Here is a 25,898-nt window from a genome sequence, read left to right on the forward strand (position 1 = left end):
CTTACATCTCGCGTCCGTTGGTATGGATAACCTGTTTTAACCACGCGTAGCTCTTCTTCGGCACGCGCTTCAGGTCTTTCAGGTCGTGATTTTCACGGTTGACGTAGACCACGCCGTAGCGCTTACGCATGTCGCCCTGGGAGCTGAGAATGTCAATCAACCCCCAGCCGAGATAGCCCATCACCTCTGCCCCGTCCTCGAACATCGCCTCTTTCATGGCCTCGATATGCGCCCGGTGGTAGTCGATGCGGTAGGTGTCCTCAATCGGATTCACGCCATCCCAGGACTCAATCACCCCAATACCGTTTTCAATCGGGAATACCGGCATCCGCCAGTCGTTGGCATAGCGGGTGATGATGGTGCGAAATCCCAGCGGATCGATCTGCCAGTTCCACTCGGTGGCCTTCAGGTACGGATTGTTTTTCTCGCCGTGCAGCAGGTAATAGTTCACCGGCGTGCCTTCCGGGATGGCATCGCTGTCCAGCGTTTTGCTGGCGTAGTAGCTGAAGGCCATAAAGTCGTTCTTCGTGCGCGCAAACAGCGCGAGATCGTCTGCGCGGTAGATATCGCCGAAGCCTTCCTGCTCCACCACCGCCATCACCGCCGGGCTGTAGCCCTGGCCCGCGAAGACGCGCAGCAGGTTCTGGTTGAGGAATTCGTCGTACTGCTGGGCGCAGAAGATGTCACGCGGTTTGCAGGTGGCCGGATAAATCAGCTGGTGCGCCAGCATGCCGCCCATCAGCTTGCCCGGCTTAGTCTGGTGCAGGTATTCGGTCAGTGTCATGTGCGCCACCATCGCATGGTGCTGAAGCTCATACAGCTCGCGCAGGGTTTGTTCACCTTTCATGTAACCGGAAATGCGGAACGCTTCCGGCATATGGAAAATGTTCTGCTCGTTGAAGGTCAGCCAGTACTTCACCCGGTCACCGAAGCAGTCGATCATCTTTTTGCCGTAGCGGATAAAGGCCTCCACCACGCGGCGATCGTTAAATCCGTTGTACTCCTGCGCCAGCGCCAGCGGCATATCGAAGTGGTAGAGACAGACCATCGGCTCGATACCGCGGGCGAGCAGATCGTTAATAAAGCGGTCGTAAAACACGATGCCTTCGTCGTTGAACTCGCCGTCACCCTGCGGGCAGACGCGGCTCCAGGAGATCTGGAAACGGTAGCAGTTCATGCCCAGATCCTGCATCAGATCGAAATCTTCCCGGTAGCGGTGGTAGGAGTCGGTCGCCACTTTCCAGTCAGAGATGTTCTCCCCGGCTTCCCGAATGTCGTACACCGACATCCCCTTCCCGCCCTCATTCCATGCCCCTTCCGTCTGCATGCTGGATACCGAGTTGCCCCATAAAAAGTTGGCTGGCAGTGATTTGTTCATGGTCGCTCCCTATATGACTAGTCATTTAAATTTCATGACTAGTCATATAGGCGAAGATAAAATTTCGATCAAAGGTGTGGATCGTTTTTTGTGAGGTGGGTTGAAATAAAGACCAGAGTTAGTAGCCCCGGTAAGCGAAGCGCCACCGGGGAAAAGGAAGGTTACTGCTGCGCGAGCTGGCTACGACGGTATTCTCCCTGCCGCTCAAGCATCCAGCCCGGATATTCACGCGGCAGCGCGCTGACGGTATCCAGCTGTTTAAGCTCGTCTTCGCTTAAGCGGATCCCGGTGGCGGCAATATTATCGTCCAGCTGATCGACGCGTTTCGCACCAATAATGACACTGGTCACCGCTTTCTGGTGCAGCAGCCACGCCAGCGCGATTTGCGCCACGGAAACGCCTTTACTTTCGGCGATGATACGCATCACGTCCACGCAGTCGAAGGCGCGATCTTTATTCACCGGCGGGAAGTCGAACGCCAGGCGACGACTACCGGCCGCGCTCTGCCCGTCGCGATCGTATTTTCCGCTCAGCAGACCACCCGCCAGCGGGCTCCATACCATCAATCCAACGCCTTCGCTCTGCATCATCGGCACCAGTTCGCGCTCAAGATCGCGCCCGGCGATGGTGTAGTACGCCTGCAATGAGGCAAAACGCGCCAGCCCCAGACGCTCAGAGATGCCGAGCGCTTTGGCAATCTGCCATGCCGCCCAGTTCGAGACGCCGATATAGCGCACGTGACCGTGCTGCACAAGATTATCCAGCGCGTAAAGCGTCTCCTCGATGGGGGTAGCGGGGTCGAAACCGTGCAGCTGATAGAGATCGATATGATCCAGCTGCAAGCGACGCAGGCTCTCCTTCACGCCGCTGATGATGTGATAGCGCGAGCTACCGCGCGAGTTCACCCCCGCAGTGCCGGTTTCACCGAACACCTTGGTGGCAACGACCACATTTTCGCGCGGAATTTTCAGGTTCTTCAGCGCCTGCCCGGTGATCTCCTCCGAACGCCCTTCCGAGTAAACGTCGGCGGTGTCGATAAAGTTGATCCCGGCATCCAGCGCGCGGCCCACCAGCTGCTCGGCCTCGTTTTGCTGAAGCTGACCAATTTTGCCCCACATGCCGCCTTCACCGCCGAAGGTCATGGTGCCGAGGCAGAGTTCAGAAACAAACAGTCCGGTATTGCCCAGTTTTTGATAACGCATAACGCTTTCCTCGCATGTCGATTGGGTGTCTGTTAGTTATACCCGCCCCCCAGCCATCGCGAATGTGGCGTTCCTGTCCGTTTCTTGCCCAATCCTCTGAATCTATCCGCGCGGGGCGTCGCCAAAGACGCTGTAGTCTGGCAGCCGCACCTGCTGATACGGCTCCCAACCGCCGCCGAGGGCTTTGTAGAGCGCCACCAGGTCAAGCGCGCTCTGCACCTGCGCCTGCGCCCGCTGCTGTTCGGCCTGAGCGAGCTGGCGCTGGGCGTCCAGCACGTCAATAAAGCTGGCGATCCCCTGCCGATAGCTGTCGCTGGCGAGATCAAAAGCGTTTTGCAGCGCGTCGATAGTTTTCGCCAGGCCCGCTTCACGCTGCTGGTCGGTGCGATAGCTCACCAGCGCGTTTTCAACGTCGCCGAGCGCCGTCAGCACCGTCTGACGATAGTCCAGCACTGCCGCCCCCTGCTGCGCACGCGCCACCTTGACGTTGGAGACCAGCCGACCGCCCTGGAAAATCGGTATGGAAACCTGCGGGCCAAAGCTGTAGAAGTGGCTGCTCCAGTCGGTCAGCCAGTTAGATTCGCTGTTGCGCAGGCCAAACTGTCCGGAGAGGGTAAAGCTCGGGAACAGCTCTGCCACCGAGACGCCAATCTGCGCCGTGGCGGCGTGGAGATTCGCCTCCGCTTCGCGCACGTCCGGGCGACGGCGTGCGAGGGTGGACGGAATACCGGTCTGCACAATATCCGGCAGGGCAGGCATCGGCTGCACGGATTGCAGTTCGGCATCCAGCGCGCCCGGCGGCTTACCAAGGAGGATCGCCAGTCCGTTCATCGCCTGGCGTTCCTGCGCCTGATACTGCGGCAGCTGGGCTTCAAGATTGCCCAGCTGCGCCCGGGCATTTTCCACGTCTATCTGCGGCGACAGCCCGCCCCGCTGGCGGCTTTCGGTCAGATCCAGCGTCTGCTGCGCGCTTTCAATTTGCGTATTAAGCGTGGCAATGATGCTCTGCGCCCCACGCAGCTGTAGCCACGCCCGCGCCACTTCGGCTTCCAGCGAGACCAGCGCATCGTTACGCTGCTCGATCGCCGCCCGCTGCTGCGCCTCGGCCGCTTCTACCTGACGGCGCACCTTGCCCCACAGGTCGATTTCCCACTGGGCGTCGAAGCTGCCCTGATAGAGGTTTATCGGCTGCGTCAGCGGGCCTAACGCGCCCCGCAGTTCAGGATCGACATTATTCAACTGGTCGTACACGCCGTGGGATTTCAGCTCCCCTTCCAGCCCAAGCTGCTGTCGCGTCGCCTGCACATTGCCATTCACCGACGGGAAAAACGCCCCGCCGGCCTGGTTAATCTGTTCGCGCGCGCCGGCAATGCGTAATACCGTTTGCTGTAGCGTCAGATTCCCGGCGATGGCGCGTTCAATCAGGCTGTCGAGCTGCGGCGAGCCGAAGGTTTTCCACCAGCGCGGGTTGGTGGCGGCGGAGGAAGTTTGCGATTTCACCGCGCTGTCGCCCTTATCGTTCCAGTGCGTGGTAGCGGGCGGTGCTGGCTGTTGGTAGTCCGGCCCGACGGCGCAACCCACCAGCAGCATCATTATCATCAGAGGGTGTAAACGTCTGTGTATCATCAGTGTGCTCCTGCACTCCCCTCGCTCTTAACCGGCGAGAGCAACAAACAAAACGGAATCAGTAATAGGGCCACCGCGCTCAGAATGGTGAAGACGTCAATGTAGGCCAGAAAGCGCGACTGCTCGATCATCGTCTGGTACATCCGCCCGGTGGCAATGCCGGTCGGATCGCCCACCTGAGTGGTGAAGTTCTGGATCGCCTGGGCGCTTTCGCGTATCGCCAGCTGGAACTGCTCGTTAAACGGCGAAGCGTGGTAAGCCAGATGCGCGCTGTGCGCCTGCGAGCGCTCGGTGATCGCCGCCGTCGAGAGCGAAATCCCAATCGAGCCGGCCACGTTGCGGAACATGGTAAACAGCGCCGCCGCGTCGGCGTTAAGCCGCCTCGGGATCGAGATAAAGGCGATGGTGGTCAGCGGCACAAACAGGAACCCCAGCCCTATAGACTGGGCGCTGCGGAACAGCACCAGCGTTTCGAAATCGATATCCGGCGTCAGCGTGCGGGACCAGAAGAACGACACCGCCAGGCAGGTAAAGCCGAAGGCGATGATCCAGCGCGTCTGCACCACCGGCATCAGCTTCAGCACCAGCGGGATGGTCAGCACAATCAGCACCGCGCCGGGCGAGAGCACCAGCCCGGACCAGGTGGCGGTATAGCCCAAATCCTGCTGCGCCAGCTGAGGAATAACCACCGAACTGCCGTACAGGATCATCGCCATCCCCGCCATCAGCAGGCTGGAGATCGCAAAGTTGCGATCCTTCATGCAGTGCAGATCCACCACCGGCTTTCTGGCATACATCAGCCAGTAGATCGCGCCGATAATACCGACCAGCGTCAGTACCGCAAAGGTGCGGATAAAGTTCGAATAGAACCAGTCATCATCTTCGCCCCGGTCGAGCATCACCTGCAAACAGCCAAGACCGAGGGCGATCAGGCCGATCCCCGTCCAGTCGACGGTGAGCTTCTCTTCCGACTTTTTCTCCCACGGCGGATCTTCCAGCAGCTGATAGATGGCCAGCACCGTCACAATCCCTACCGGGATATTGATAAAGAACACCCAGCGCCAGGAGTAGTTATCGGTGATCCAGCCCCCCAGCGTAGGGCCGAGTACTGGCGCGACGATAATGGCAATGGATGAAAGGCCAAAGGCTTTACCCCTGTCCTCCGGCTTGAAGTAGTCGAGTAGCACCGACTGCTGGGTGGGCTGCAACCCGCCGCCAAAGAAGCCCTGCATCACGCGGAACAGGATGATTTGCCATAGCTCGGTGGCGATGCCGCACAGGAACGAGCAGATGGTGAACATCACAATGCAGATCAGGAAGAACTGCTTGCGACCAAACAGGCGGCTCAGAAAGGCCGAGATCGGCAGCACGATGCCGTTCGCCACCAGGTAGCTGGTGAGCACCCAGGTGGATTCGTCATAGCTGGCCGAGAGCGACCCTGCGACGTGGGGCAGCGCCACGTTGACGATGGTGGTGTCCAGAATTTCCATAAACACCGCCAGGGTGACCACAATCGCCACCGCCCACGGGTTACTGGCGGGCTTCCAGTTATCGTGGCTGTGATCCGTCATTCCACGGTGACCTTCGGTTCAACCGACAGCCCCAGCGGCAGCGGCTTGTTCGGATCCAGCCCTTTATCAATGACGATTTTCACCGGCACGCGCTGAACGATCTTCACAAAGTTACCGGTGGCGTTTTCCGACGGGAAGGCGGAGAAACGCGAGCCGCTGCCCTGCTGGATGCTGTCGATATGGCCTTCCAGCTCCATATCCGGCCAGGCATCGACGGACACGGTCACTTTGTCGCCCGGCTTCATGCGCTCAAGCTGCGACTCCTTGAAGTTCGCCACCACCCACACGTTCGGGGAGACCAGCGAGAACAGCGCCGTGCCTGCCTGCACCAGCGTACCGGGCTGGACGTTGCGTTTGGTGACAAAACCGTCGAACGGGGCGCGGACTTCGGTATAAGAGAGGTTCAGGTTGGCGGTTTCCAGCTGCGCTCTGGCCTGATCGACCTGGCGTTCGCGGGCTTCGACGTTGGTCTCCTGCTGGCGGATTTGCAGCTGAACCTGCTCCGCCACTTCCAGCTGCGCCTGCGCGCTGGCAAGGCCAGCCTGGGCGCTGCGCAGCTGAGCGTTCGCGGCATCGATACTTTGTTGCGTGGTCGCACGCGGGTCAACGCCGCGCTGACGGCGGTACTCCGCCTGCGCGTTGGCCATATCCGCCTGGGCTTTCAGCACCTGCGCTTTGGCTTCATCGCGCTGGGCGGGATATTGCACCTTCGAGAGCGCCAGCTGCGCCTGCGCCTGATGCAGCTGCGCAACCGCCAGCCCAAGCTGGGCCTGAGCCTGATCGCGCTGGGCGGTGGTATCACGCGGATCGATGACCACCAGAATATCCCCTTTCTTCACGCGCTGGTTATCCCGCACGCGAAGTTCGGTAACGTAGCCTGCCGTTTTTGGGGCAATTGTCACTACGTCGCCGTTGGTAAAGGCGTCGTCGGTGGTCTCTTCGTTACGGGTTAAAAACCACCAGACCAGCGCCACGATCACCATCACGATGACCACAATACCAAGGATAATTAACGGTTTTTTGCCCGGGCGCTTGCGCTCGTTATTGTTTTGATCCTGCTCGTCAGCAGGTGGGTTTTGATCTTCTGCCATAGTTCAGCAACGGTCCTGTCAGTGAGCGGCATCACACTATGCCGTTCACTAAAGCTAGGACGTTGCTATACATTTGCCAGGAAAAACTGACAAATTGCGCACTATATGAGAAGGAATAGTCCGAAACCGACCGCCGCTGACCAGAGCAGCATCGGGATTGACCATACATGGAAGCGCCACCAGATGCGGCGATCGTTGGCCATCCGCAGGGCGATGAGGTTAGCCAGCGAGCCGGGCAGCAGCCCAAAGCCGCCGACGTTGACCGCCCACGCCAGCAGTACCGTAGGGGGAACATAGTTAAGCAGCAAAATGGTGGACGGCACGTTACTGATCACCTGCGAGAGACCAATCGCCGTCAGCCATAATCCCGGCTGCGACAGACCGCTGACGCTATGGAGAACGTTCTGCAATACCGGAAGCTGGATCAGCAGATGGACGTCAATAAACATCGCCATAAACACCAGCAGCAGCGTCCAGTCAACGCTCACCAGCACCCGCCGGGCGAGGAACAGGAAGCCGCACGCCACCAGCAGCGCGCCCGCCAGCGCCTGGTTTAACTCCAGAGCGATAAGGAAAACGATATACAGCCCCAGGCAGCTCCAGACGAGACGCGGCTGCCACTGGGGGCCGGTTGTACCGCTGTGGTACTGCAACGATTTATTCGGGAAAGCAAACCAGCCCACCGCCAGCAGCGACGCCACGATCGCCAGCGCCAGCGGCGCCATCTGCCCGGTAAATGCGGTAAACGACAGGCCGGAGCGTCCCCACAGCAGAATGTTCTGCGGGTTACCGATCGGCGTGAGCAGCGAGCCCGCATTGACGGCCAGCGCTTCAAAGATAATCAGACGGGTAACCGGTATTTCGCACAGCTTACGCAGCGTGAGCGTAAGCGGCACCACGATAAACAGCGCCACGTCATTAGTGAGAAACGTCGACAGCAGCGCCGCCGAAAAGACCATGAACAGGGCCAGCTTGCGCTCGGTGGCGAAGCGGCGCACCATTTTGCGCCCCAGCACATCAAAATAGCCGCTCAGCTCCACGCCTTTGGTGAGCATCATCAAACCGCTCAGGGTAATAATGGTGCGCCAGTCTATGGCCGCCGGCCAGGTGTGCGGCGTGAAGGGCACAAAGACGCTGAGCCCAACGCCAGTAATAAGTAAAAGATGGAAAAAGCGATCGCGTTTCAGGGCCTGCAAGCCGGGGATGTTCATTCAGCGGAGGGACCGTATTTGAGCGTAAATTCGCGGAACTTCACCAGCGTCTCTTCGCTGACGTGGTGTTCCATACCTTCGGCATCCCGACGGGCAATTTCCGGGCTGACGCCCAGCACCAGTAAAAAATTCTCGACGATCTGGTGGCGCTCGCGGCTCTCCTGCGCCAGCTTTTCGCCCTCAGCGGTGAGAAACACCCCGCGCCAGGGGATCATCTCGATCAGCCCGACCGACGCCAGACGTTTTAACATTTTGGCAACGGTTGGCTGCGACACCCCAAGGCGTGCGGCCATATCCACCTGGCGCGCTTCTCCCACCTCACGAATCAGATCAGAGATCAGTTCGACATAATCATCAATCAGCTCCCGGCGGTGCGCCTCGCGCACCTGGCGGAAGCCTTCCACATGCTCTTCAACGTTCACCAGTTGCGTCGTTTTTTTTGTTGTTGGCTTACCTGCGCGACGGTTCATTGTGCTTCCTCAATGGGGTTGACGCTTCCAGCGCCCTGTAACGGAGCGCACATTGTAAACCATAGCTCTACAAGCACAAAAAATTAACGAATTAGCCATAGCTATACAATATAGCCTGTGCTATATCTGTATGTAATGCAGTCACCCTTCACGGATCGAAGGGATCATGAATCAGGAGGTCTTATGAATGAATTCAAGAGGTGTATGAACGTGTTTACCCACTCTCCTTTTAAAGTGCGCCTGATGCTGTTGAACATGCTGTGCGATATGTTTAACACCAAACCGCAGCAGGACGACAACTCTTCCCACTAAGCGGCGTCGCGGTACGCCGCTTCATTTTCCTGTCACACTTTCGCTGTACACTGGCCTGTTCCCGATTATTTTTGCGGATTTGCAGCCCCCTTCGCAAAACATCTGTTTAGCAACTGTTGACCTTAATTCATGCTCGCACTATCTTCTTGCAGCCCTGCACAATTTGCGGCTCGCTGAAGCGGACCTCTCATTCCCTTTCCACGCACTGTCCGGCAGGCTTTGACCCTTGACGCCAGGGTGAGCACATGGCGTTTTCGTGATAGTGATCTATGAACGTAACCCTGATTGATACACTTGTTACCCGCAGCCGGGCCTTAAGCCCGTGGACGGGATTCTATTTTTTGCAATCGCTGTTGATTAACTTTGCTCTTGGCTACCCCTTTAGCCTGCTTTATGCCGTCGGGTTCACCTGTATTCTTCACCTGCTCTGGCGAAGCGCACCGCGCATGCAGAAGGTGCTTATCGGGATCTGTTCTCTGGTTGCTGCCGCCTATTTCCCGTTTGGCCAGGCCTATGGCGCGCCGAACTTTAATACTCTGCTGGCGCTCCACTCCACCAATATGGAAGAGTCAACGGAGATCCTGACGATCTTCCCGTGGTACAACTACGTGGTTGGCCTTTTCATTTTTGCCCTCGGCGTGATTGCGGTTCGCCGTAAGCCCGTCGGGAAAAAAGCATGGGGTAAAATTGAAAGCCTGTGTCTGGCCTTTAGCGTGGTGACGTTTTTTGTTGCGCCGGTACAAAATCTGGCCTGGGGCGGCGTGTTTAAGCTTAAAGATACCGGGTATCCGGTGTTTCGCTTCGTCAAAGACGTGGTGGTGAATAACGAGGAAGTGCTCGACGAGCAGGCGCGTATGGCCGAGCTTTCCACCATGAAAGACACCTGGAACGTGCTGGCGGTGAAACCGAAGTATCACACTTACGTGGTGGTGATCGGGGAAAGCGCGCGTCGCGATGCGCTCGGCGCGTTTGGCGGTCACTGGGATAACACGCCGTTTGCCAGCTCCGTTAACGGTACGCTGTTTACCGACTACGTGGCGGCCAGCGGCTCGACGCAGAAATCACTCGGTCTGACGCTCAACCGCGTGGTGGATGGAAAACCGCAGTTTCAGGATAATTTTGTCACCCTGGCCAACCGGGCAGGTTTTCAGACATGGTGGTTCTCTAACCAGGGACAGATCGGCGAGTATGATACCGCCATCGCCAGCATCGCGAAGCGTGCCGACGAGGTACAGTTCCTGAAAAGCGGTGATTTCGAAGCCGATAAAAACACAAAAGATGAAGCGTTGCTAAAAATGACCGCGCAGGTCTTTGCCACTCAGCGCACCCAGCCGCAGCTGATCGTCCTGCACCTGATGGGGTCACACCCGCAGGCATGCGATCGTACCGGGGGAAAATATGCGGAGTTTGTGCAATCCAAAGAGACCTCGTGTTATCTCTACACCATGACGCAAACCGACGATCTGCTCAGCAAACTGTACGCACAGCTGCGCAACAGCGGCGACAGCTTCTCGATGGTCTATTTCTCTGACCACGGCCTGGCGTTTAAGGAGCGCGGTAAAGAGGTGCAGTATCTGGCCCACGATGACAAGTTCCAGCAGAACTTCCAGGTACCGTTTATGGTGCTGTCGAGTGATGACAAAACGCATCGCATCATCAAAGCGCGCCGTTCCGCGAACGATTTCCTGAAATTCTTCTCACAGTGGACGGGGATTAAGGCGAAAGAGATAAAAAATGATTACCCGTTTATCTCCGGGAAGAAAGGTCCGCCAGTTTACATTACCAACTTTAAGTTACAGAAAGTCGACTATAACCATCTTGGGACGGATATTTTCGATATTAAGAGTAAGTAATTTCTGCCGTTTCGTGCGGGCTGATGCCCTCACCCCGGCCCTCTCCCACGGAGAGAGGGTACAAACAAAAAAAATCCGCCTCAAAGGGCGGATTTTTTACTGGCTCACCGAAGTGATTAGAAGCGGTAACCTACGCCCGCGATCCAGGTGCCAACGTCAACGTTGCGGATACGGCTCTGCTCATAGGAGAAGTCCAGAGCAACGTTTTCGATTGGGTTGAACTGCATACCTGCGCCATAGGAGAAACCATAGTCGCTGTTGCTTGCAGTACGGTTCAGACCCTGGTTTTCGGTCTGCTGGAATTTACCGTAGCCAACACCTACAACACCGTAGATGCTTGCCCAGTCATTCAGGCGGTAAGCAGGACCCGCGGTGATGCCGTAGTACTGACCTTTATTGTAAGAGCCATTTTCAGTACGATCTTTCTCGGTGTAAGTGAAAGAACCGATCACACCCAGCGGGTTGTTGTCTTGCTCGTAACGGTACTTCAGGTTGAAACCGTTGGTTTTGTTCATCACGCCCTGCATATCGCTCTGAGCGTAACCACCGGTTACAGTAGAAGTTGCCGCTACAGCGGTACCTGCGGAAACAGCCAGAACAGCTGCCAGTGCTGAAAGACATGCAATTTTTTTCATAACCACCTCAAATGTGCTTCAAGTAAGTCCGTAAGTTTTAAATATATCAAAAAAATCTGTGAAACTCTTTGTCATTCACGATGTCTAATGCGACCTTTCCTGTAACAGAACATTTCCAGCACCAGCTATCTCGTTCAAATAACTCCAGATTTTCACCTGTAAATGCTAATAGTGCGCGTCATCGCCATTTAGTTCATCCAGATTATTCCTAATCTTTCAGGCGATAAAATCATCAACGTTTTCTCATTTTACGGATTTTCCCTGGATTTTTTTCAACAGTAGCTCAACCGTTGCAGCTTATTTCCATTACACTGCGACTTTTACCTCATTTGACATAAATTGACAGGAGAAAGGATGCCAGGTTTACCCCGTAAATCGTCGGTCTGGATGCCGGTGGCAGTCATACTTATCGCGATGATGTCCATACAAAGCGGCGCGTCGCTGGCAAAATCGCTCTTTCCGCTCGTTGGTGCGCCCGGCGTCACGGCGCTGCGTATCGCCTTAGGCACCCTGATCCTCGTGGTTGTCTTTAAACCCTGGCGGCTACGGTTTAAAAAAGAGCAGCGACTGCCTCTGCTTTTTTATGGGCTGGCGCTGGGAGGGATGAACTACATGTTCTATCTCTCTATTCAGACGATCCCGCTGGGGATCGCGGTCGCGCTTGAATTTACCGGCCCGCTGGCGGTTGCCCTCTTCTCTTCTCGTCGTCCGGTAGACTTTATCTGGGTCATACTGGCCGTACTGGGGCTATGGTTCCTGCTGCCGCTCGGGCAAAGCGTTTCACAAGTCGATCTGACCGGGGCAGCTCTGGCGCTGGGCGCGGGGGCGTGCTGGGCGGTGTATATTCTCACTGGCCAGCGTGCGGGCGAAGAGCATGGCCCCGCGACGGTCGCCTTAGGCTCGCTGATTGCCGCCGTTATCTTTGTCCCAATCGGAATGGCACAAGCGACGGATTCAATATGGCAATGGTCAATCCTGCCGGTTGGGCTGGCGGTTGCCATTCTCTCTACGGCGCTGCCCTACTCTCTTGAGATGATCGCTCTGACGCGCCTGCCCACGCGAATTTTTGGCACGCTTATGAGCATGGAGCCCGCGCTGGCCGCCATCTCAGGTATGATTTTCCTCGGTGAGACCCTGACCCTGGTACAAACGCTGGCGCTCTGTTCCATTATCGCGGCGTCTATGGGCTCCACCCTGACCATGCGCCCGGAACCTAAAGTGCAAAAAATCGACCTCAACTAAGCCTTAAATTCTGCATGGCTAACCCGCCATGCAGAATATACGTCTCGTCAGTAGTTCAAATAATTTCTTACAAACTCTCTTATATTGCCAAAATATTTCACCTGCCCGCCTTCCCGGAGAATGAATTAAGATTGATCTGTATCAACTTAAATAAACCACCTATTTTTCAAACAGTTGATAATACAAGCCTCCTTTCGCTATTAAACCAATAGGCAGAGCCAAACCGCAGAGAAAAAATCCGGTGCTATACTTAGTTCCGTAATTACCTGGGACACAAACATCAAGAGGATATGAGATTATGAGTACCGCTAAACTGGTGAAAACGAAAGCGTCTAATCTGCTTTATACCCGTAACGATGTATCGGATAGCGATAAAAAAGCGACCATTGAGCTGCTGAATCGCCAGGTGGTCCAGTTCATCGATCTTTCGCTGATCACCAAACAGGCTCACTGGAATATGCGCGGTGCAAACTTTATTGCCGTTCATGAAATGCTGGATGGCTTCCGCACAGCACTGGTGACTCACCTGGATACCATGGCCGAACGCGCCGTACAGCTGGGTGGCGTGGCACTGGGTACCACACAGGTGATCAACAGCAAAACGCCACTGAAAAGCTATCCGCTGGATATCCATACCGTTCAGGATCACCTGAAAGAGCTGGCAGATCGTTATGCGATTGTGGCGAACGATGTTCGTAAAGCGATTGGCGAAGCCAAAGATGAAGATACAGCTGATATCTTCACTGCCGCATCACGCGACCTGGATCAGTTCCTGTGGTTCATTGAGTCCAACATCGAATAATCCCTGCGGATTTTCCGAATAACCCTCGCCCCTGGCGGGGGTTTTGCACATTTATGGTGCGCACTTTTGCCCGCAACGGCCGCAAAAGTGAATAAAATGTAATAATCACCTCACACAACCGTTAACGGAAGATTGTTTTTTCGTCAGATTCTGCGCTAAATATCCCCCTGTCAGAAGACCTTAACGAAGCGCACCAAAACGGTGCTCCATTCTGGTGCAACCTGACAGAATTGCCACGCTTATTGTGCAATGCGTGACATCATCCCCTTTGCAAAACAACAGCTTGTAAAACTGGCACGATTTTTTCATTGTGCCAGAGGTTCTCGCAGGGGATCGCCCCGTGGATATAAAAGGAAATGCTATGAAGTCTGTATTAAAAGTTTCACTGGCTGCACTTACCCTGGCGTTTGCGGTGTCCTCGCAGGCTGCCGACAAACTGGTTGTGGCGACTGACACAGCGTTCGTACCGTTTGAATTTAAACAGGGTGATAAATACGTTGGTTTTGACGTGGATCTGTGGGCTGCGGTCGCAAAAGAACTCAAACTGGATTACACCCTGAAGCCAATGGATTTCAGCGGCATTATCCCGGCACTGCAAACCAAAAACGTTGACCTGGCGCTGGCAGGCATCACCATTACCGAAGAGCGTAAAAAAGCCATCGATTTCTCTGACGGCTACTACAAAAGCGGCCTGCTGGTGATGGTGAAAGCGGATAACAACGACGTGAAAAGCGTGAAAGATCTCGACGGTAAAGTGGTCGCCGTGAAGAGCGGCACCGGCTCCGTTGATTACGCGAAAGCCAACATCAAAACCAAAGACCTGCGTCAGTTCCCGAACATCGACAACGCTTACATGGAACTGGGCACCAACCGCGCGGATGCGGTGCTGCACGACACGCCTAACATCCTTTACTTCATCAAAACCGCCGGTAACGGCAAGTTCAAAGCGGTAGGTGATTCTCTGGAAGCACAACAGTACGGTATTGCGTTCCCGAAAGGCAGCGACGACCTGCGTAACAAAGTTAACGGCGCGCTGAAAACCCTGAAAGAGAACGGCACCTATAACGAAATCTACAAAAAATGGTTCGGTACCGAGCCTAAATAATTTCACCTGACTTCAGGTTTGTAACGCCCGGTGGCGCTTGCGCATACCGGGCCTACGTTTTTCGTTTTTCACCACGGTATACAGGAATACATCATGCAGTTTGACTGGAGCGCCATCTGGCCTGCCATTCCTCTCTTGCTTGAAGGCGCTAAAATGACCCTGTGGATTTCGGTCCTCGGTCTGGTTGGCGGGTTGATTATCGGTCTGGTGGCCGGTTTCGCCCGCACCTACGGCGGCTGGATTGCAAACCACATCGCACTGGTTTTCATCGAAGTGATCCGCGGCACCCCTATTGTGGTGCAGGTCATGTTTATCTACTTCGCCCTGCCGATGGCCTTCACCGACCTGCGCATCGACCCGTTCAGCGCCGCCGTTGTCACCATCATGATCAACTCCGGCGCCTACATTGCGGAAATTACCCGCGGTGCGGTGCTGTCGATTCATAAAGGCTTCAGCGAAGCTGGCCTGGCGTTAGGTCTTTCCCGTCGCGAAACCATTCGTCACGTGATCCTGCCGCTGGCGCTGCGCCGCATGCTGCCGCCGCTGGGTAACCAGTGGATCATCAGCATTAAAGACACCTCGCTGTTTATTGTTATCGGCGTGGCCGAGCTGACCCGTCAGGGCCAGGAGATCATCGCGGGTAACTTCCGCGCCCTGGAAATCTGGAGTGCGGTCGCCGTTGTCTACCTGATTATCACGCTTGTCCTGAGCTTTGTTCTGCGTCGTCTTGAAAGAAGGATGAAAATCCTGTGATTGAATTTAAAAACGTTTCCAAGCACTTTGGCCCAACCCAGGTGCTGCACAATATCGATTTGAACATCAGGCAGGGTGAAGTGGTGGTGATCATCGGCCCGTCCGGTTCCGGTAAATCCACCCTGCTGCGCTGCATTAACAAGCTTGAGGAGATCACCAGCGGCGATTTGATCGTCGATGGTCTGAAGGTTAACGATCCGAAAGTGGACGAGCGCCTGATCCGCCAGGAAGCGGGCATGGTGTTTCAGCAGTTCTACCTGTTCCCGCACCTCACGGCGCTGGAAAACGTGATGTTCGGTCCTCTGCGCGTGCGCGGGGCCAGCAAAGCGGCAGCGGAAGCGCTGGCAAAAGATCTGCTGGCGAAGGTTGGTCTGGCGGAGCGTGCCCACCACTATCCTTCCGAGCTGTCCGGCGGCCAGCAGCAGCGCGTGGCCATTGCCCGTGCGCTGGCGGTGAAGCCAAAGATGATGCTGTTCGATGAGCCAACGTCGGCACTCGACCCGGAGCTGCGTCACGAAGTGCTGAAAGTTATGCAGGATCTGGCGGAAGAAGGCATGACGATGGTGATCGTGACCCACGAAATCGGCTTTGCTGAAAAGGTGGCGTCCCGTCTGATCTTCATCGATAAGGGCCGCATCGCGGAAGACGGTAATCCGCAGGCGCTGATTGCGAACCCACCAAGCCAGCGCCTTCAGGAGTTCCTGCAACACGTCTCCTGATAGCTACATAGAGCCGGGCATGCCCGGCTTTTTTACGCCGGATTGTTCCCAAAAACTCCCCTCCGCTCCCCGCGCTCTATACTTATCATTTTGCACGATATTTTTGTCGGAGGACGCCGTGCCGTGGATCCTGTTGCTACTGTTTAGCCTGTTAAGCGCGCCATCACTTGCTGTAACCCTTCCCGGCGTCACCACCGGAGCCACCGCCACCCAGCAAAATGCGCCGCCAGAGCCAGACGCAGAAAAGAAAAAAGCCGCTTACGGCGCGCTGGCCGACGTGCTTGAGAACGACACGTCCCGACAGGAGCTGATCGATCAGCTGAGGAAGGTGGCCGCCACGCCGCCTCAGGATCCGGTTCCTGCTATTGCGCCGCCGGAAGCAGAAGAAGAAAAAACGGTGCTGGAAAACGTCACCGACATCAGTCGCCGCTACGGGGAAGCCCTGTCGTCGCGTTTTGCCCAGCTCTATCGCAACCTGGTTGGCACCTCGCATAAGCCTTTTAATCCTCACACCTTTTCCGCAGCCGCCACCCAGTTTGCTATTCTGGCTGGCGCCGTCTTCATTTTTTACTGGCTGTTGCGCCTGTCTGTCTGGCCGCTTTACCGGAAAATGGGCCAGTGGGGACGCAAAAAGAATCAGCATAAAAGCAGCTGGCTGCATCTTCCGGCAATGATTACCGGGGCGTTTGTCATCGATTTGCTGCTGCTGGCCCTGACGCTGTTTGTCGGCCAGATGCTGGCCGACCGACTTAATACCGGAAACAAAACCATCGCGTTTCAGCAGGGACTGTTCCTCAATGCGTTTGCCCTGATTGAGTTCTTTAAAGCCCTCTTGCGGTTGATCTTCTGCCCACGCGTGCCGGACCTTCGCCCCTTCGCCATTTCGGATCAGAGCGCCAAATACTGGGCGGTGCGGCTCAGCGTGCTGAGCGGGTTGATTGGTTATGGCCTGCTGGTTGCCGTGCCGATTATTTCCAACCAGGTTAACGTGCAGTTCGGCGCGCTGGCGAACGTGCTGATCATGCTGTGCATTACCGTCTGGGCGCTGTACCTCATCTTCCACAATAAAAAAGCGATCACCGACAGCCTGCTGCACCTGGCCGATCGCTCTCTCTCCTTTTTCAGCCTCTTTATTCGCGCCTTTGCGCTGGTGTGGCACTGGCTGGCCAGCGCCTATTTTATTGTGCTCTGTTTCTTCTCCCTGTTCGATCCGGGCAATAGCCTGAAATTTATGATGGGGGCGACGTTCAAAAGCCTGGCGATTATCGGCATCGCGGCCTTTGTCTCTGGCCTGCTCTCCCGCTGGCTGTCGAAAACGATCACCCTGTCGCCGCAGGTTCAGCGTAACTACCCGGAACTGCAAAAGCGGGTGAATGGCTGGATGACGGTATCCCTGAAGGTGGCGCGTATTCTGACGGTCTGCGTGGCAATTATGCTGCTGCTGAACGCGTGGGGGCTATTTGATTTCTGGAACTGGCTGCATAACGGCGCGGGGGAGAAGACCGTTGATATTCTTATTCGTATCGCGCTGATCCTGTTCTTCTCCGCCGTCGGCTGGACGTTGCTGGCAAGCCTTATCGAAAACCGTCTGGTGTCGGATGTCCACGGCAGGCCGCTGCCGAGCGCACGCGCCCGCACGCTGCTGACCCTGTGCCGCAACGCGCTGGCGGTGATCATCAGCACCATCACCATCATGATTGTGCTGTCGGAAATCGGCGTGAATATCGCCCCGCTGCTGGCGGGTGCCGGTGCCCTGGGGCTGGCGATCTCCTTTGGTTCGCAGACGCTGGTGAAGGATATTATCACCGGCATTTTTATCCAGTTTGAGAACGGGATGAACACCGGGGATCTGGTGACCATCGGACCGCTCACCGGCACGGTGGAACGAATGTCCATTCGCTCCGTCGGTGTGCGTCAGGATACCGGCGCGTACCACATTATTCCGTGGTCATCGATCACCACCTTTGCCAACTTTGTGCGCGGCATTGGTTCGGTGGTGGCGAATTATGATGTCGATCGTCACGAAGATGCAGAGAAGGCGAAACAGGCGCTGCGGGATGCGGTGAGCGAACTGATGGAGATGGAGGATATTCGCGGGCTGGTGATTGGTGAACCGTCGTTCGCGGGCATCGTCGGGCTGACGAACACTGCCTTTACCCTGCGCGTGTCGTTCACCACCCAGCCGCTTAAGCAGTGGACGGTGCGCTTTGCCCTCGACAGCATGGTGAAAAAACACTTCGATCTGGCGAACGTGAGAGCGCCGGTGCAGACGTATCAGGTATTGTCGCCGCCCGCTTCGCCGCTGCCTCCGCAGGAGCCGACGCTGTAACCGAGCCGGGTGGCGGCTTCGCCTTACCCGGCCTGCGATGGGGTGCTATTTGCGGCGTTTGTTATCGTCCATAAAGGTCCAGGCGATAAAGCGGCTCTGCTTCTGGCCCTGCGCCATCTCTTTTTTGACCACTTTCACCGCGCCGACGTCGGTCAGGGCGCGGTAAAGCGGCGGCAGGTTATCGCCACGGGAAACCAGCGTGGTAAACCATTTCACTTGACGACCGAAGCCCTTACTCTCGGCAATCATGCGCAGAATAAATGCCACTTCCCCGCCCTCGCACCACAGCTCCTGCTGCTGGCCGCCAAAGTTCAGCGCGCCATCTTCAGCCTGGCCCAGGTTACGCCGCTTGCGTTCACTTCCCGCACGAGCGGAGGCGGCGGAGTCGTGGAATGGCGGGTTGCACAGGGTGGCATCATATTGTTCGTTCTTGTGAATAATGCCGTTGAAAATAGCAGCGGCATCCTTCTGACGACGCAGACGAACGGCCCGGCTTAACCCTGGGTTAGCGTTGATAATGGCCTGCGCGCTGGCGAAGGCTTCGGCGCCGATCTCGCTGCCGGTAAACCGCCACTGGTACTCATATGCGCCTATCAGGGGATAGATCAGGTTCGCGCCCGTACCGATATCAAGCACGGTGGCCTGTTTCGGCACCACGCCGCCGTTATCATCCGCCAGCAGATCGGCAAGATGATGGACATAATCCGCACGGCCTGGCACCGGTGGGCAGAGAAAGCCATCCGGGATGTCCCAGTGCGTAACGCCATAAAAATGGGCCAGCAGCGCTTTGTTCAGCGTTTTAACCGCCAGCGGATCGGCAAAGTTTACCGACGGTTCACCGGCTGGTGTCTGAACAATAAAATCCTGCAATTCCGGGCAGCTCAGGCACAGGGCTTTCATGTCGTAGCGGCTACGGTGGCGGTTACGCGGGTGCAACCCCGGCTTTTGGGAAGTCATGGCATTCTCCTTTAAACAGCCGCGTAAGATACCCTGTGACGGCGCGGGGGTAAATATCTGTCTGCGCTGCACAAAAAATCGACGAAAATCAGCAACCTGTATGTCTATGATCTGTCAGCAAATTGTCAGAATTCATCGTTCAAAAAATAAGCAGATCATCATCAAATTTTTGCGCTAAATCACACACGTCAGGCTTCTAAACTTAAGAGGAATCACCTGTTGTTTCCCCTGAGGATGTGATTATGAAAAAGTATCTGACCTTTATTATTGCGGGTGCGCTGGCAGGCGCATCGTTCTCAGCCTGGTCCGTTCAACCGCTAACCGACAGCAACGACACCAGCCAGCTACGTGCGGCGGGGACGGTCTCTGTCAGCCGGGCAAGCAACCTGGATGACCTTCAGGACAAGCTAGCCGAAAAAGCGCGTCAGGAAGGGGCTAAAGGCTTCGTGGTGAACGCCGCCGGTGGCGATAACCATATGTACGGCACCGCGACAATCTATAAATAATCGATCTCCTTCCCACACTGCATCTGCCAGGCAGATGCAGTTCTCATTCCCTTCCTTCGCCTTGACTGTGCGTTTTTTAACCCCATATTAAGATGAATGGCTTAAACAATTCAGGAGAACATGATGGCTTCCGGCTGGGCGAATGACGACGCCGTTAACGAACAGATCAACAGTACCATTGAAGATGCGGTCGCGCGTGCTCGCGGTGAAATTCCGCGCGGCGAAAGCTTGACGGAATGCGAAGAGTGCGGAGATCCGATTCCTGAGGCACGGCGTAAAGCCATTCCTGGCGTACGGCTATGTATTGCCTGTCAGCAGGAGAAAGATTCAAAAAATGCGACACATTCAGGATATAATCGCAGGGGATCGAAAGACAGCCAGTTACGTTGACTTTCCTTTACCGAAGTTAACCGCGCCAGTCGTTTACTTTACGCTCACGACTTTTAGCGAAACGCGTAGCAAAACGTGCCCTTCCGATGGCTTCTGTAAAGCGCATCCACAAGAAGTGTCAATTGCGCTTCTGAATTTATTAATAATCAATAAGTTATTTGTCATTCAATTTTTTTGAGCAACCACGTCAATTCTCTTCGATTTTATCTTCCGCTAAAAACCGTGATACTTATCACATCGACGGAACATCGTCCCCTTAACAGAATAACCTGCGAGAATTGACCTATGAAAACCATCAAATATGCTGTCGCCGCTGTTGCCCTGTCCGCTCTCTCTTTCGGCGCTTTCGCCGTGGAGCCAGTCTCCTCTACTCAGGCACAGGATCTGAACAAAATCGGGGTGGTGAGTGCTGAAGGCGCGACTACGCTGGACGGTCTGGAAGCAAAACTGGCGGAAAAAGCGGCCGCTGCCGGCGCAAGTGGATACACCATCACCTCCACTAACGGTAATAACAAACTGAGCGGTACTGCGGTTATCTACAAGTAATCGAACAAATTATGCTCCACCCTCACCATACCCTCTGGTGAGATGCTCCAACCCTCATTGACCCTGTTGTTGTTACCCTTGTTTGCCCGTCCGCCACTGGACGGGCTTTTTTTTGCTTAAAACGACTGCGCCACGCGCTGCAATCCGGCTTCCACGGATGCCACTTCCCCTGCCGCCAGCAGGCAGCAGGCCATTTGCAGCTTGATCGACTGCGGAACAGGCACCTTTCCGGCCAGACACTGCACGATCCAGTGCGCGGTGACCTGCGGATCTTTCGACTCAGGCAGGATCACACCGCTGTTCTCTTCCCCACGCTCCAGCACGACCCGCGTCCCGGCAGGCTCAATCAGCATCAGCTGTGGACAACGCTGCGGGTTGGCGTAAACCTCCCCTTCCGTCCCGTGCATCAGCAGCGCCCGCCCGCCGATTTCGGCAAAAAATTGCCCGACCCGCGTCACGTACTCCGGATGGGAGACGCTGGAAAGACGTAGCGCGGCGTCTTCGGCAAACGGCGTCGCCAGCTTCGCCAGGGTGTGGGCGCTGTTACGAACCCCCATACGCCAGCGCATGTCCAGCTGCTTTTCCAGCGGCGGGCAGAGCGCGCGCACGGGAATATAGACCGGCTGGTTCCCCTCCAGTTTGGCCTGCGCCTGGCCAGCATGGAGAGTAGGTTCGATGCCTAATAATTCCAGAATGGTTTCTGTCAGCACGCGCGTTGGATCTTCGCTCACGCCATGCACCACCACCGGGAAACCGAGTTTCTGCAACAGAATAGCCAGCAGCGGCGTGAGGTTTGCCTGCTTACGCGCGCCATTGTAGGTCGGGATCACAATCGGCATCGGCTTCGTGACGGGCGGGGTTAAACGCATCGTCTGCGACTGCATGGCCTCATAAAAACCGCGCATCTCTGCCTCACCTTCCCCTTTGATACGCAGCGCAATCAGAATGCCGCCCATTTCCAGCTCCGGCACGTCGCCATTCAGCATATGCGTGTACAACGCACGGGCCGTTTCCTGGTCCAGATCGCGAGCATGGTTTTTCCCACGCCCTACCTCTTTGATAATTTTGCGGTAATCCACGACATTTCTCCTGACAGCATCATCTTGTTAACAATATAGCCCGATGAACACGCACCCGATAGTGTTTTGTGATCATTATCAACCTGCTGTTTTCAGGTAAAAAAAATAAACTCAAGCATTATTTGCATTATTTGTGATTGGGACAAAAGATTCGTCTCTGTCCTTTTTTTGATTAAATAAACATCTGAAAGTCATTAAAGGTCAACGGTGAAAACGTCCAGGCAACGTTTTTGCCAGAAACACATTGGGATTTACTATGAACAAGGTTGCATTAGGGTTGTTTATCGCCGCAACGGTGGGATGTTCTGCATCCGCATTTGCGGCAACCAACGGTGAAGGGCAGATTAATTTCACCGGAGAAATTATCGATTCTGCTTGTCAGGTCGTGAATGGATTAAGTAATCCATTAAATGTTCAGTTGGGAAAAGTATCTAAAACGGTATTTACCGGCGCAGGCTCTACCAGCACATTAACGAAGTTTGATATTAAGTTAACCAATTGTCCGGAAACCGTAACCTCGGCTGCAATTAACTTCGGTGGTACCCCGGATGCCGATAATAATGCCGCGCTGGCATTAACGCCCGATACCGATGCGGCTACCGGTGTGGCTATTCAGCTGGTTGACACGTCCGGGCAGCCTGTCACCCTGTATACCCCTTCGCAGCAATATCCTTTAGCCTCCGGCACGGCGGTTAACGATCTGGAGTTCGGCGCACGTTATATTCAAACCCAGGCGGCAGTCACCGCAGGCCCTGCTAACTCTGTATCGACCTTCACCGTTATTTATAACTGATCTTATCAATCCTGAGATATTAATGCTTTTGCGGGCATTAATATCTCATCTTTTTATTGAGAAATCTTTATGCGCCACGGTTATTTACTGAGCACTCTTTTACTGGTAGCAGCCTCGGCACAGGCGGGTGTTGTGATTAACGGCACCCGCCTGGTCTATCAGGGAGATAAAAAGGAATCATCTCTTGGTCTTTCAAACCCGGATACCACGGATTATCTGGTGCAGTCCTGGGTCGATTCTGGCGGTAAAAACCAGGCTAAAGCCCCGTTCCTGATAACCCCGCCGCTTTTCCGGCTGGACGCGAAAGAGGATAACGTCCTGCGCGTGGTCCGTACGGGAGGAAATTTACCGGAAGACAGGGAATCTCTGTACTGGCTGAATATTAAAGCGATCCCTTCTTCGAAGCATGTTGAAGGCGTAAATACGCTGCAAATTGCCATTAATACCCGCATTAAATTGCTCTATCGCCCGTCAGCGGTAAAAGGCAGACCTGAAGACGTGGCCGATAAACTTGAATGGCATCGCGAAGGGAATGATTTAGTGGTGAATAATCCCACGCCTTTCTATATGAATTTTCAGACCGTCACCCTGAATGGTCAGAAAGTCACGAAAGCCACCTGGGCCGTGCCGAAAACTGAAACGCATTTTGCTTTACCTGGCAACGGCGGAGGCTCGACCGTCGCGTATTCCATTATTACCGATTACGGCAGCATCAGCCAGACATGGTCTAAACCCGTTCATTAATCGTATTACCCGGTAATAAAATCATCATGTACAGCCATAAAAAGCCGTTCACCTGCCGATTTTCGTCATTGCTGATGGCTATTTGTTGCCTGGCAATGGCGATCTTTGCGCAGCAGGTTTTGGCTGATGATTATTTTAACCCCGCCCTGCTGGACATTGATAACCCGCAGCAGGGAAAGACCGATCTGTCTGTCTATGAAAAAGGTCCCGGCCAGGCGCCAGGTCAATATCAGGTCGCGGTTTTTATCAATAACAATAAAATTGATACCCGCGACGTGACCTTTAACTTAGTTAAAGATCCACAGGGCACCAGCACGCTTCAGCCTTGTTTTTCACTGGACGAATTAAAGCGCCTCGGGATCAAAACCCAAAACTATCCACGGCTGATGGTAGAGGGTCAGTGCGCCGATCTACACGCCATCCCTTCGGCATCCGCGACCTTTCGCGTGCGCAACCAGCAACTGCTGCTGAGCATTCCGCAAAAGGCGCTTGGACAGGTGCCTCGCGGTTACATCGACCCGAAAGAGTTTGACGAAGGGATCAACGCGGGCCTGCTTAATTACAGCGTCAACGCCAGCCAGAGCCATGCGCGCCAGCAGGGTGAAGAGGATAGCAGCAGCCAGTACGTTAACCTGCGTCCCGGCTTCAACATCGGAGCATGGCGCGTTCGTAACTACTCCACCTGGAATCGCAGCACCACGGGTCACGAGGAGGAACAGAAATTCACCTCCGTTTATACCTATGCGCAACGCGATATTGTGGCGATGAAAAGTGACGTGACGGTAGGGCAAAGCACCTCGCCTGCCGACGTTTTTGACAGCGTCCCCTACACCGGCGTGGAGCTGAAATCCGACAACGACATGTTGCCGGACAGCAAAAAAGGCTATGCCCCCATTATTCGCGGCACCGCCCACAGCAACGCGCTGGTAATGGTCCGCCAGAACGGGTACGTGATTTATCAGAATACGGTCGCGCCTGGCGCGTTCGAAATTAACGACCTCTACCCCACCGGCAGCAGCGGCGACCTCCAGGTCACGGTGAAAGAAACTGACGGCAGCGAAAGTCATTTCGTCGTGCCGTTTGCCTCCGTGCCGGTATTGCAGCGTGAAAAAAACCTGCGCTACAGCGTAACCGCCGGGCGCTATCGCTCTTATGACAAAGACGTTGAAAAGACCCCGTTTGCCCAGGGAAGCGCCATCTACGGTTTACCTTATGGCTACACGGCCTACGGCGGCGTGCAGCAGAGCAGCCATTATCAGTCTCAGGCGATTGGCGCCGGGAAAAACATGGGCGATTTAGGGGCGTTCTCTATTGACGTGACCCGCGCCAGAGCCCTGTTGAAAAAACAGAAGTCCAGCAAAGGCCAGTCATGGCGCATCCGTTACAGCAAAGATTTCGCCGGTTCGGGCACCAACTTTACCCTTGCGGGCTATCGCTATAACAGCAAGGGGTTTTACACCCTGGACGACACCATGGAGTCGTATACCCGCGCCGACGACTGGTCTGCTCCCCAGCAGCGCCGCGCCCGTACCGAAGCCACCGTTGACCAGACGCTGCCAGAAGGCTGGGGGTCGGTCACGCTGAGCATGGTGAAGGAAACCTACTGGAGCCAGAGTCAGGACATGACTTCCCTGAGCGTCAGCTACAACAACAGCTGGCACGGCGTGAGCTACAGCCTCAGCTACAGCATGAACAAAAACACCCACGACAGCGATGAAGACGGTAATGAGGTAACAAACGACAACCAGTTCTCGCTGAGCGTTTCGGTGCCGCTGGATCGCTGGATGCATAACACCTGGGCCACGTACAACCTGAACAACACCAAAGACGGCACCACGCAGAACATTGGCCTGAACGGTACGGCACTGAAAGAAGACAACCTGAACTGGAATATCCAGGAAGGGCTGAGCAGCACCGGCAGCGGTAACTCCACCAGCATCAACGCCGATTACAAAGCAACCTACGGCGAAGTGAGCGCAGGCGTCAGTCAGGATAAGTATCAGCAGACCCTGAACGTCGGTTTGCAGGGTGGCGTGGTGGCCCACGCTAACGGGATAACCCTGAGCCAGCCGCTCGGTGAAACCATCGCGCTGGTGAAAGCGCCGGGTACGCACGGCACCCATATCACCAACCAGACAGGCGTGGAGACTGACTTCCGCGGCTATACCGTCGTGCCGTTCGTGACCGCGTATCGCCATAACACCATCGCGCTGGATACCGAAACGCTGCCGGACGATGCCGACGTCACCCACGCGGCGCAGATCGTGACGCCGACCCGCGGGGCCGTGGTGCGCGCCAGCTTTACTACCCGCGTGGGTAACCGCGTCCTGATGACGCTTACACAAAATGGTAAACCGCTGCCCTTCGGCGCAACGGTCACCACCGGGGATAAGGACAGCGAATTTATTGTCGGGAATGACGGCCAGACCTACCTCTCGGGTCTGCCACAGCAAGGGCATCTCATCGTTTCCTGGGGACAGGAGGCGAGCGAGCACTGCGTCGCTGACTATGCGCTAACGGATGAGAAAGAGAAAACCAGCATCATTAACGCTGCCGCGCAGTGTCACTGATCCACCGTTCAGGC

At 55.5% G+C, this 25,898-nt stretch carries 24 protein-coding genes; 14 read left to right on the forward strand and 10 right to left on the reverse strand.

From position 1 onward, the window contains the following. Position 1: 1 nt before the first annotated feature. The 7 genes from RHN82_RS02690 to mntR all read right to left on the reverse strand — a co-directional run bounded on the left by RHN82_RS02690 (position 2) and on the right by mntR (position 8,549). A complete protein-coding gene (locus RHN82_RS02690; RefSeq protein ID WP_047053121.1) occupies positions 2-1,378 on the reverse strand; it encodes a glycoside hydrolase family 1 protein in 1,377 nt (458 codons plus the stop codon). Positions 1,379-1,539: 161 nt separating this feature from the next. Then, positions 1,540-2,580 carry an aldo/keto reductase gene (locus RHN82_RS02695; protein WP_032608906.1) on the reverse strand — a complete coding sequence of 347 codons (1,041 nt, stop codon included), beginning with the start codon at positions 2,578-2,580 and terminating at the stop codon, positions 1,540-1,542. 102 nt (positions 2,581-2,682) lie between these two features. Further along, the gene (locus tag RHN82_RS02700) at positions 2,683-4,206 is read right to left on the reverse strand and encodes an efflux transporter outer membrane subunit (RefSeq protein WP_047053119.1); all 1,524 of its coding nucleotides are present in this window, start codon (positions 4,204-4,206) and stop codon (positions 2,683-2,685) included. After that, the gene (locus tag RHN82_RS02705; protein WP_015571056.1) at positions 4,206-5,777 is read right to left on the reverse strand and encodes a DHA2 family efflux MFS transporter permease subunit; all 1,572 of its coding nucleotides are present in this window, start codon (positions 5,775-5,777) and stop codon (positions 4,206-4,208) included. The genes RHN82_RS02700 and RHN82_RS02705 overlap by 1 nt, the downstream gene beginning before the upstream one ends. Continuing rightward, positions 5,774-6,868 (reverse strand): HlyD family secretion protein, encoded by a 1,095-nt coding sequence (locus tag RHN82_RS02710; protein ID WP_047053117.1) that lies wholly within the window; start codon positions 6,866-6,868, stop codon positions 5,774-5,776. The genes RHN82_RS02705 and RHN82_RS02710 overlap by 4 nt, the downstream gene beginning before the upstream one ends. A 101-nt stretch (positions 6,869-6,969) precedes the next feature. Then, positions 6,970-8,079, reverse strand: a complete 1,110-nt coding sequence (locus RHN82_RS02715) for an anion transporter (protein WP_045347390.1) — start codon at positions 8,077-8,079, stop codon at positions 6,970-6,972. Continuing rightward, complete coding sequence (gene mntR / locus RHN82_RS02720) at positions 8,076-8,549, reverse strand: manganese-binding transcriptional regulator MntR (protein WP_022650657.1); 474 nt, start codon at positions 8,547-8,549, stop codon at positions 8,076-8,078. The genes RHN82_RS02715 and mntR overlap by 4 nt, the downstream gene beginning before the upstream one ends. 183 nt (positions 8,550-8,732) lie before the next feature. Here mntR and mntS point away from each other — a divergent pair, with 183 nt between their 5' ends. Next, the gene (mntS, locus tag RHN82_RS02725) at positions 8,733-8,861 is read left to right on the forward strand and encodes a manganase accumulation protein MntS (RefSeq protein WP_047053114.1); all 129 of its coding nucleotides are present in this window, start codon (positions 8,733-8,735) and stop codon (positions 8,859-8,861) included. A 269-nt stretch (positions 8,862-9,130) separates the two neighbouring features. Next, complete coding sequence (locus RHN82_RS02730) at positions 9,131-10,714, forward strand: phosphoethanolamine transferase (protein WP_047053113.1); 1,584 nt, start codon at positions 9,131-9,133, stop codon at positions 10,712-10,714. A 116-nt stretch (positions 10,715-10,830) separates the two neighbouring features. Here RHN82_RS02730 and ompX read toward each other — a convergent pair whose 3' ends face one another. Further along, positions 10,831-11,349: an outer membrane protein OmpX gene (ompX, locus tag RHN82_RS02735; protein WP_003858450.1), complete on the reverse strand. Its 519-nt coding sequence runs from the start codon at positions 11,347-11,349 to the stop codon at positions 10,831-10,833. 354 nt (positions 11,350-11,703) lie between these two features. On the opposite strand from ompX, the gene rhtA reads away from it, so the two are divergent. From rhtA to ybiO, 6 genes are all read left to right on the forward strand, one after another. Further along, on the forward strand, positions 11,704-12,591 hold the full coding sequence (gene rhtA / locus RHN82_RS02740; RefSeq protein ID WP_047053111.1) for a threonine/homoserine exporter RhtA: 888 nt from the start codon (positions 11,704-11,706) through the stop codon (positions 12,589-12,591). Positions 12,592-12,889: 298 nt separating this feature from the next. After that, a complete protein-coding gene (gene dps / locus RHN82_RS02745; protein ID WP_000100801.1) occupies positions 12,890-13,393 on the forward strand; it encodes a DNA starvation/stationary phase protection protein Dps in 504 nt (167 codons plus the stop codon). A gap of 361 nt (positions 13,394-13,754) precedes the next feature. Further along, the gene (glnH, locus tag RHN82_RS02750) at positions 13,755-14,498 is read left to right on the forward strand and encodes a glutamine ABC transporter substrate-binding protein GlnH (RefSeq protein WP_003858455.1); all 744 of its coding nucleotides are present in this window, start codon (positions 13,755-13,757) and stop codon (positions 14,496-14,498) included. A 93-nt stretch (positions 14,499-14,591) separates the two neighbouring features. Next, positions 14,592-15,251 carry a glutamine ABC transporter permease GlnP gene (gene glnP, locus RHN82_RS02755; RefSeq protein WP_003858462.1) on the forward strand — a complete coding sequence of 220 codons (660 nt, stop codon included), beginning with the start codon at positions 14,592-14,594 and terminating at the stop codon, positions 15,249-15,251. Next, positions 15,248-15,970 (forward strand): glutamine ABC transporter ATP-binding protein GlnQ, encoded by a 723-nt coding sequence (gene glnQ, locus RHN82_RS02760; protein WP_006809503.1) that lies wholly within the window; start codon positions 15,248-15,250, stop codon positions 15,968-15,970. Before glnP ends, glnQ begins: the two co-directional genes overlap by 4 nt. Before the next feature lie 118 nt (positions 15,971-16,088). Further along, on the forward strand, positions 16,089-18,299 hold the full coding sequence (gene ybiO, locus RHN82_RS02765) for a mechanosensitive channel protein (RefSeq protein WP_047053160.1): 2,211 nt from the start codon (positions 16,089-16,091) through the stop codon (positions 18,297-18,299). A gap of 45 nt (positions 18,300-18,344) precedes the next feature. Here ybiO and rlmF read toward each other — a convergent pair whose 3' ends face one another. Continuing rightward, entirely contained in the window at positions 18,345-19,256 is a 912-nt protein-coding gene (rlmF, locus tag RHN82_RS02770; protein ID WP_047053109.1) for a 23S rRNA (adenine(1618)-N(6))-methyltransferase RlmF, read from the reverse strand. 242 nt (positions 19,257-19,498) lie between these two features. Here rlmF and mcbA point away from each other — a divergent pair, with 242 nt between their 5' ends. The 3 genes from mcbA (at position 19,499) to ybiJ (ending at position 20,698) form a co-directional block, all read left to right on the forward strand. Continuing rightward, positions 19,499-19,762: a DUF1471 family periplasmic protein McbA gene (mcbA, locus tag RHN82_RS02775; protein WP_003858470.1), complete on the forward strand. Its 264-nt coding sequence runs from the start codon at positions 19,499-19,501 to the stop codon at positions 19,760-19,762. Between the two features lie 123 nt (positions 19,763-19,885). Further along, positions 19,886-20,152, forward strand: a complete 267-nt coding sequence (locus RHN82_RS02780; RefSeq protein ID WP_003858472.1) for a DksA/TraR family C4-type zinc finger protein — start codon at positions 19,886-19,888, stop codon at positions 20,150-20,152. Between the two features lie 285 nt (positions 20,153-20,437). Next, complete coding sequence (gene ybiJ, locus RHN82_RS02785; RefSeq protein WP_003858474.1) at positions 20,438-20,698, forward strand: DUF1471 family protein YbiJ; 261 nt, start codon at positions 20,438-20,440, stop codon at positions 20,696-20,698. A gap of 116 nt (positions 20,699-20,814) precedes the next feature. On the opposite strand, the gene ybiB is transcribed toward ybiJ, so the two are convergent. Continuing rightward, the gene (gene ybiB, locus RHN82_RS02790; protein ID WP_047053105.1) at positions 20,815-21,777 is read right to left on the reverse strand and encodes a DNA-binding protein YbiB; all 963 of its coding nucleotides are present in this window, start codon (positions 21,775-21,777) and stop codon (positions 20,815-20,817) included. 256 nt (positions 21,778-22,033) lie between these two features. On the opposite strand from ybiB, the gene RHN82_RS02795 reads away from it, so the two are divergent. The 3 genes from RHN82_RS02795 to RHN82_RS02805 all read left to right on the forward strand — a co-directional run bounded on the left by RHN82_RS02795 (position 22,034) and on the right by RHN82_RS02805 (position 25,884). Continuing rightward, entirely contained in the window at positions 22,034-22,570 is a 537-nt protein-coding gene (locus tag RHN82_RS02795; RefSeq protein ID WP_047053102.1) for a fimbrial protein, read from the forward strand. Positions 22,571-22,639: 69 nt separating this feature from the next. Beyond that, complete coding sequence (locus RHN82_RS02800) at positions 22,640-23,314, forward strand: molecular chaperone (RefSeq protein ID WP_047053100.1); 675 nt, start codon at positions 22,640-22,642, stop codon at positions 23,312-23,314. A gap of 26 nt (positions 23,315-23,340) precedes the next feature. After that, positions 23,341-25,884 carry a fimbria/pilus outer membrane usher protein gene (locus RHN82_RS02805; RefSeq protein WP_072190005.1) on the forward strand — a complete coding sequence of 848 codons (2,544 nt, stop codon included), beginning with the start codon at positions 23,341-23,343 and terminating at the stop codon, positions 25,882-25,884. The last annotated feature ends 14 nt before the right edge of the window (positions 25,885-25,898 follow it).

The sequence above is a fragment of the Enterobacter cloacae complex sp. EB5 genome (assembly GCF_031432835.1).
In the GTDB taxonomy this organism is placed as follows: domain Bacteria; phylum Pseudomonadota; class Gammaproteobacteria; order Enterobacterales; family Enterobacteriaceae; genus Enterobacter; species Enterobacter hormaechei_C.

Excerpts from the sequence above, each read along its gene's own strand:
- RHN82_RS02690 (WP_047053121.1), bottom strand. The coding sequence starts at position 1,378 with ATGAACAAATCACTGCCAGCCAACTTTTTATGGGGCAACTCGGTATCC.
- RHN82_RS02695 (WP_032608906.1), bottom strand. The coding sequence starts at position 2,580 with ATGCGTTATCAAAAACTGGGCAATACCGGACTGTTTGTTTCTGAACTC.
- RHN82_RS02700 (WP_047053119.1), bottom strand. The coding sequence starts at position 4,206 with ATGATACACAGACGTTTACACCCTCTGATGATAATGATGCTGCTGGTG.
- RHN82_RS02705 (WP_015571056.1), bottom strand. The coding sequence starts at position 5,777 with ATGACGGATCACAGCCACGATAACTGGAAGCCCGCCAGTAACCCGTGG.
- RHN82_RS02710 (WP_047053117.1), bottom strand. The coding sequence starts at position 6,868 with ATGGCAGAAGATCAAAACCCACCTGCTGACGAGCAGGATCAAAACAAT.
- RHN82_RS02715 (WP_045347390.1), bottom strand. The coding sequence starts at position 8,079 with ATGAACATCCCCGGCTTGCAGGCCCTGAAACGCGATCGCTTTTTCCAT.
- mntR (WP_022650657.1), bottom strand. The coding sequence starts at position 8,549 with ATGAACCGTCGCGCAGGTAAGCCAACAACAAAAAAAACGACGCAACTG.
- mntS (WP_047053114.1), top strand. The coding sequence starts at position 8,733 with ATGAATGAATTCAAGAGGTGTATGAACGTGTTTACCCACTCTCCTTTT.
- RHN82_RS02730 (WP_047053113.1), top strand. The coding sequence starts at position 9,131 with ATGAACGTAACCCTGATTGATACACTTGTTACCCGCAGCCGGGCCTTA.
- ompX (WP_003858450.1), bottom strand. The coding sequence starts at position 11,349 with ATGAAAAAAATTGCATGTCTTTCAGCACTGGCAGCTGTTCTGGCTGTT.
- rhtA (WP_047053111.1), top strand. The coding sequence starts at position 11,704 with ATGCCAGGTTTACCCCGTAAATCGTCGGTCTGGATGCCGGTGGCAGTC.
- dps (WP_000100801.1), top strand. The coding sequence starts at position 12,890 with ATGAGTACCGCTAAACTGGTGAAAACGAAAGCGTCTAATCTGCTTTAT.
- glnH (WP_003858455.1), top strand. The coding sequence starts at position 13,755 with ATGAAGTCTGTATTAAAAGTTTCACTGGCTGCACTTACCCTGGCGTTT.
- glnP (WP_003858462.1), top strand. The coding sequence starts at position 14,592 with ATGCAGTTTGACTGGAGCGCCATCTGGCCTGCCATTCCTCTCTTGCTT.
- rlmF (WP_047053109.1), bottom strand. The coding sequence starts at position 19,256 with ATGACTTCCCAAAAGCCGGGGTTGCACCCGCGTAACCGCCACCGTAGC.
- mcbA (WP_003858470.1), top strand. The coding sequence starts at position 19,499 with ATGAAAAAGTATCTGACCTTTATTATTGCGGGTGCGCTGGCAGGCGCA.
- RHN82_RS02780 (WP_003858472.1), top strand. The coding sequence starts at position 19,886 with ATGGCTTCCGGCTGGGCGAATGACGACGCCGTTAACGAACAGATCAAC.
- ybiJ (WP_003858474.1), top strand. The coding sequence starts at position 20,438 with ATGAAAACCATCAAATATGCTGTCGCCGCTGTTGCCCTGTCCGCTCTC.
- RHN82_RS02795 (WP_047053102.1), top strand. The coding sequence starts at position 22,034 with ATGAACAAGGTTGCATTAGGGTTGTTTATCGCCGCAACGGTGGGATGT.
- RHN82_RS02800 (WP_047053100.1), top strand. The coding sequence starts at position 22,640 with ATGCGCCACGGTTATTTACTGAGCACTCTTTTACTGGTAGCAGCCTCG.
- RHN82_RS02805 (WP_072190005.1), top strand. The coding sequence starts at position 23,341 with ATGTACAGCCATAAAAAGCCGTTCACCTGCCGATTTTCGTCATTGCTG.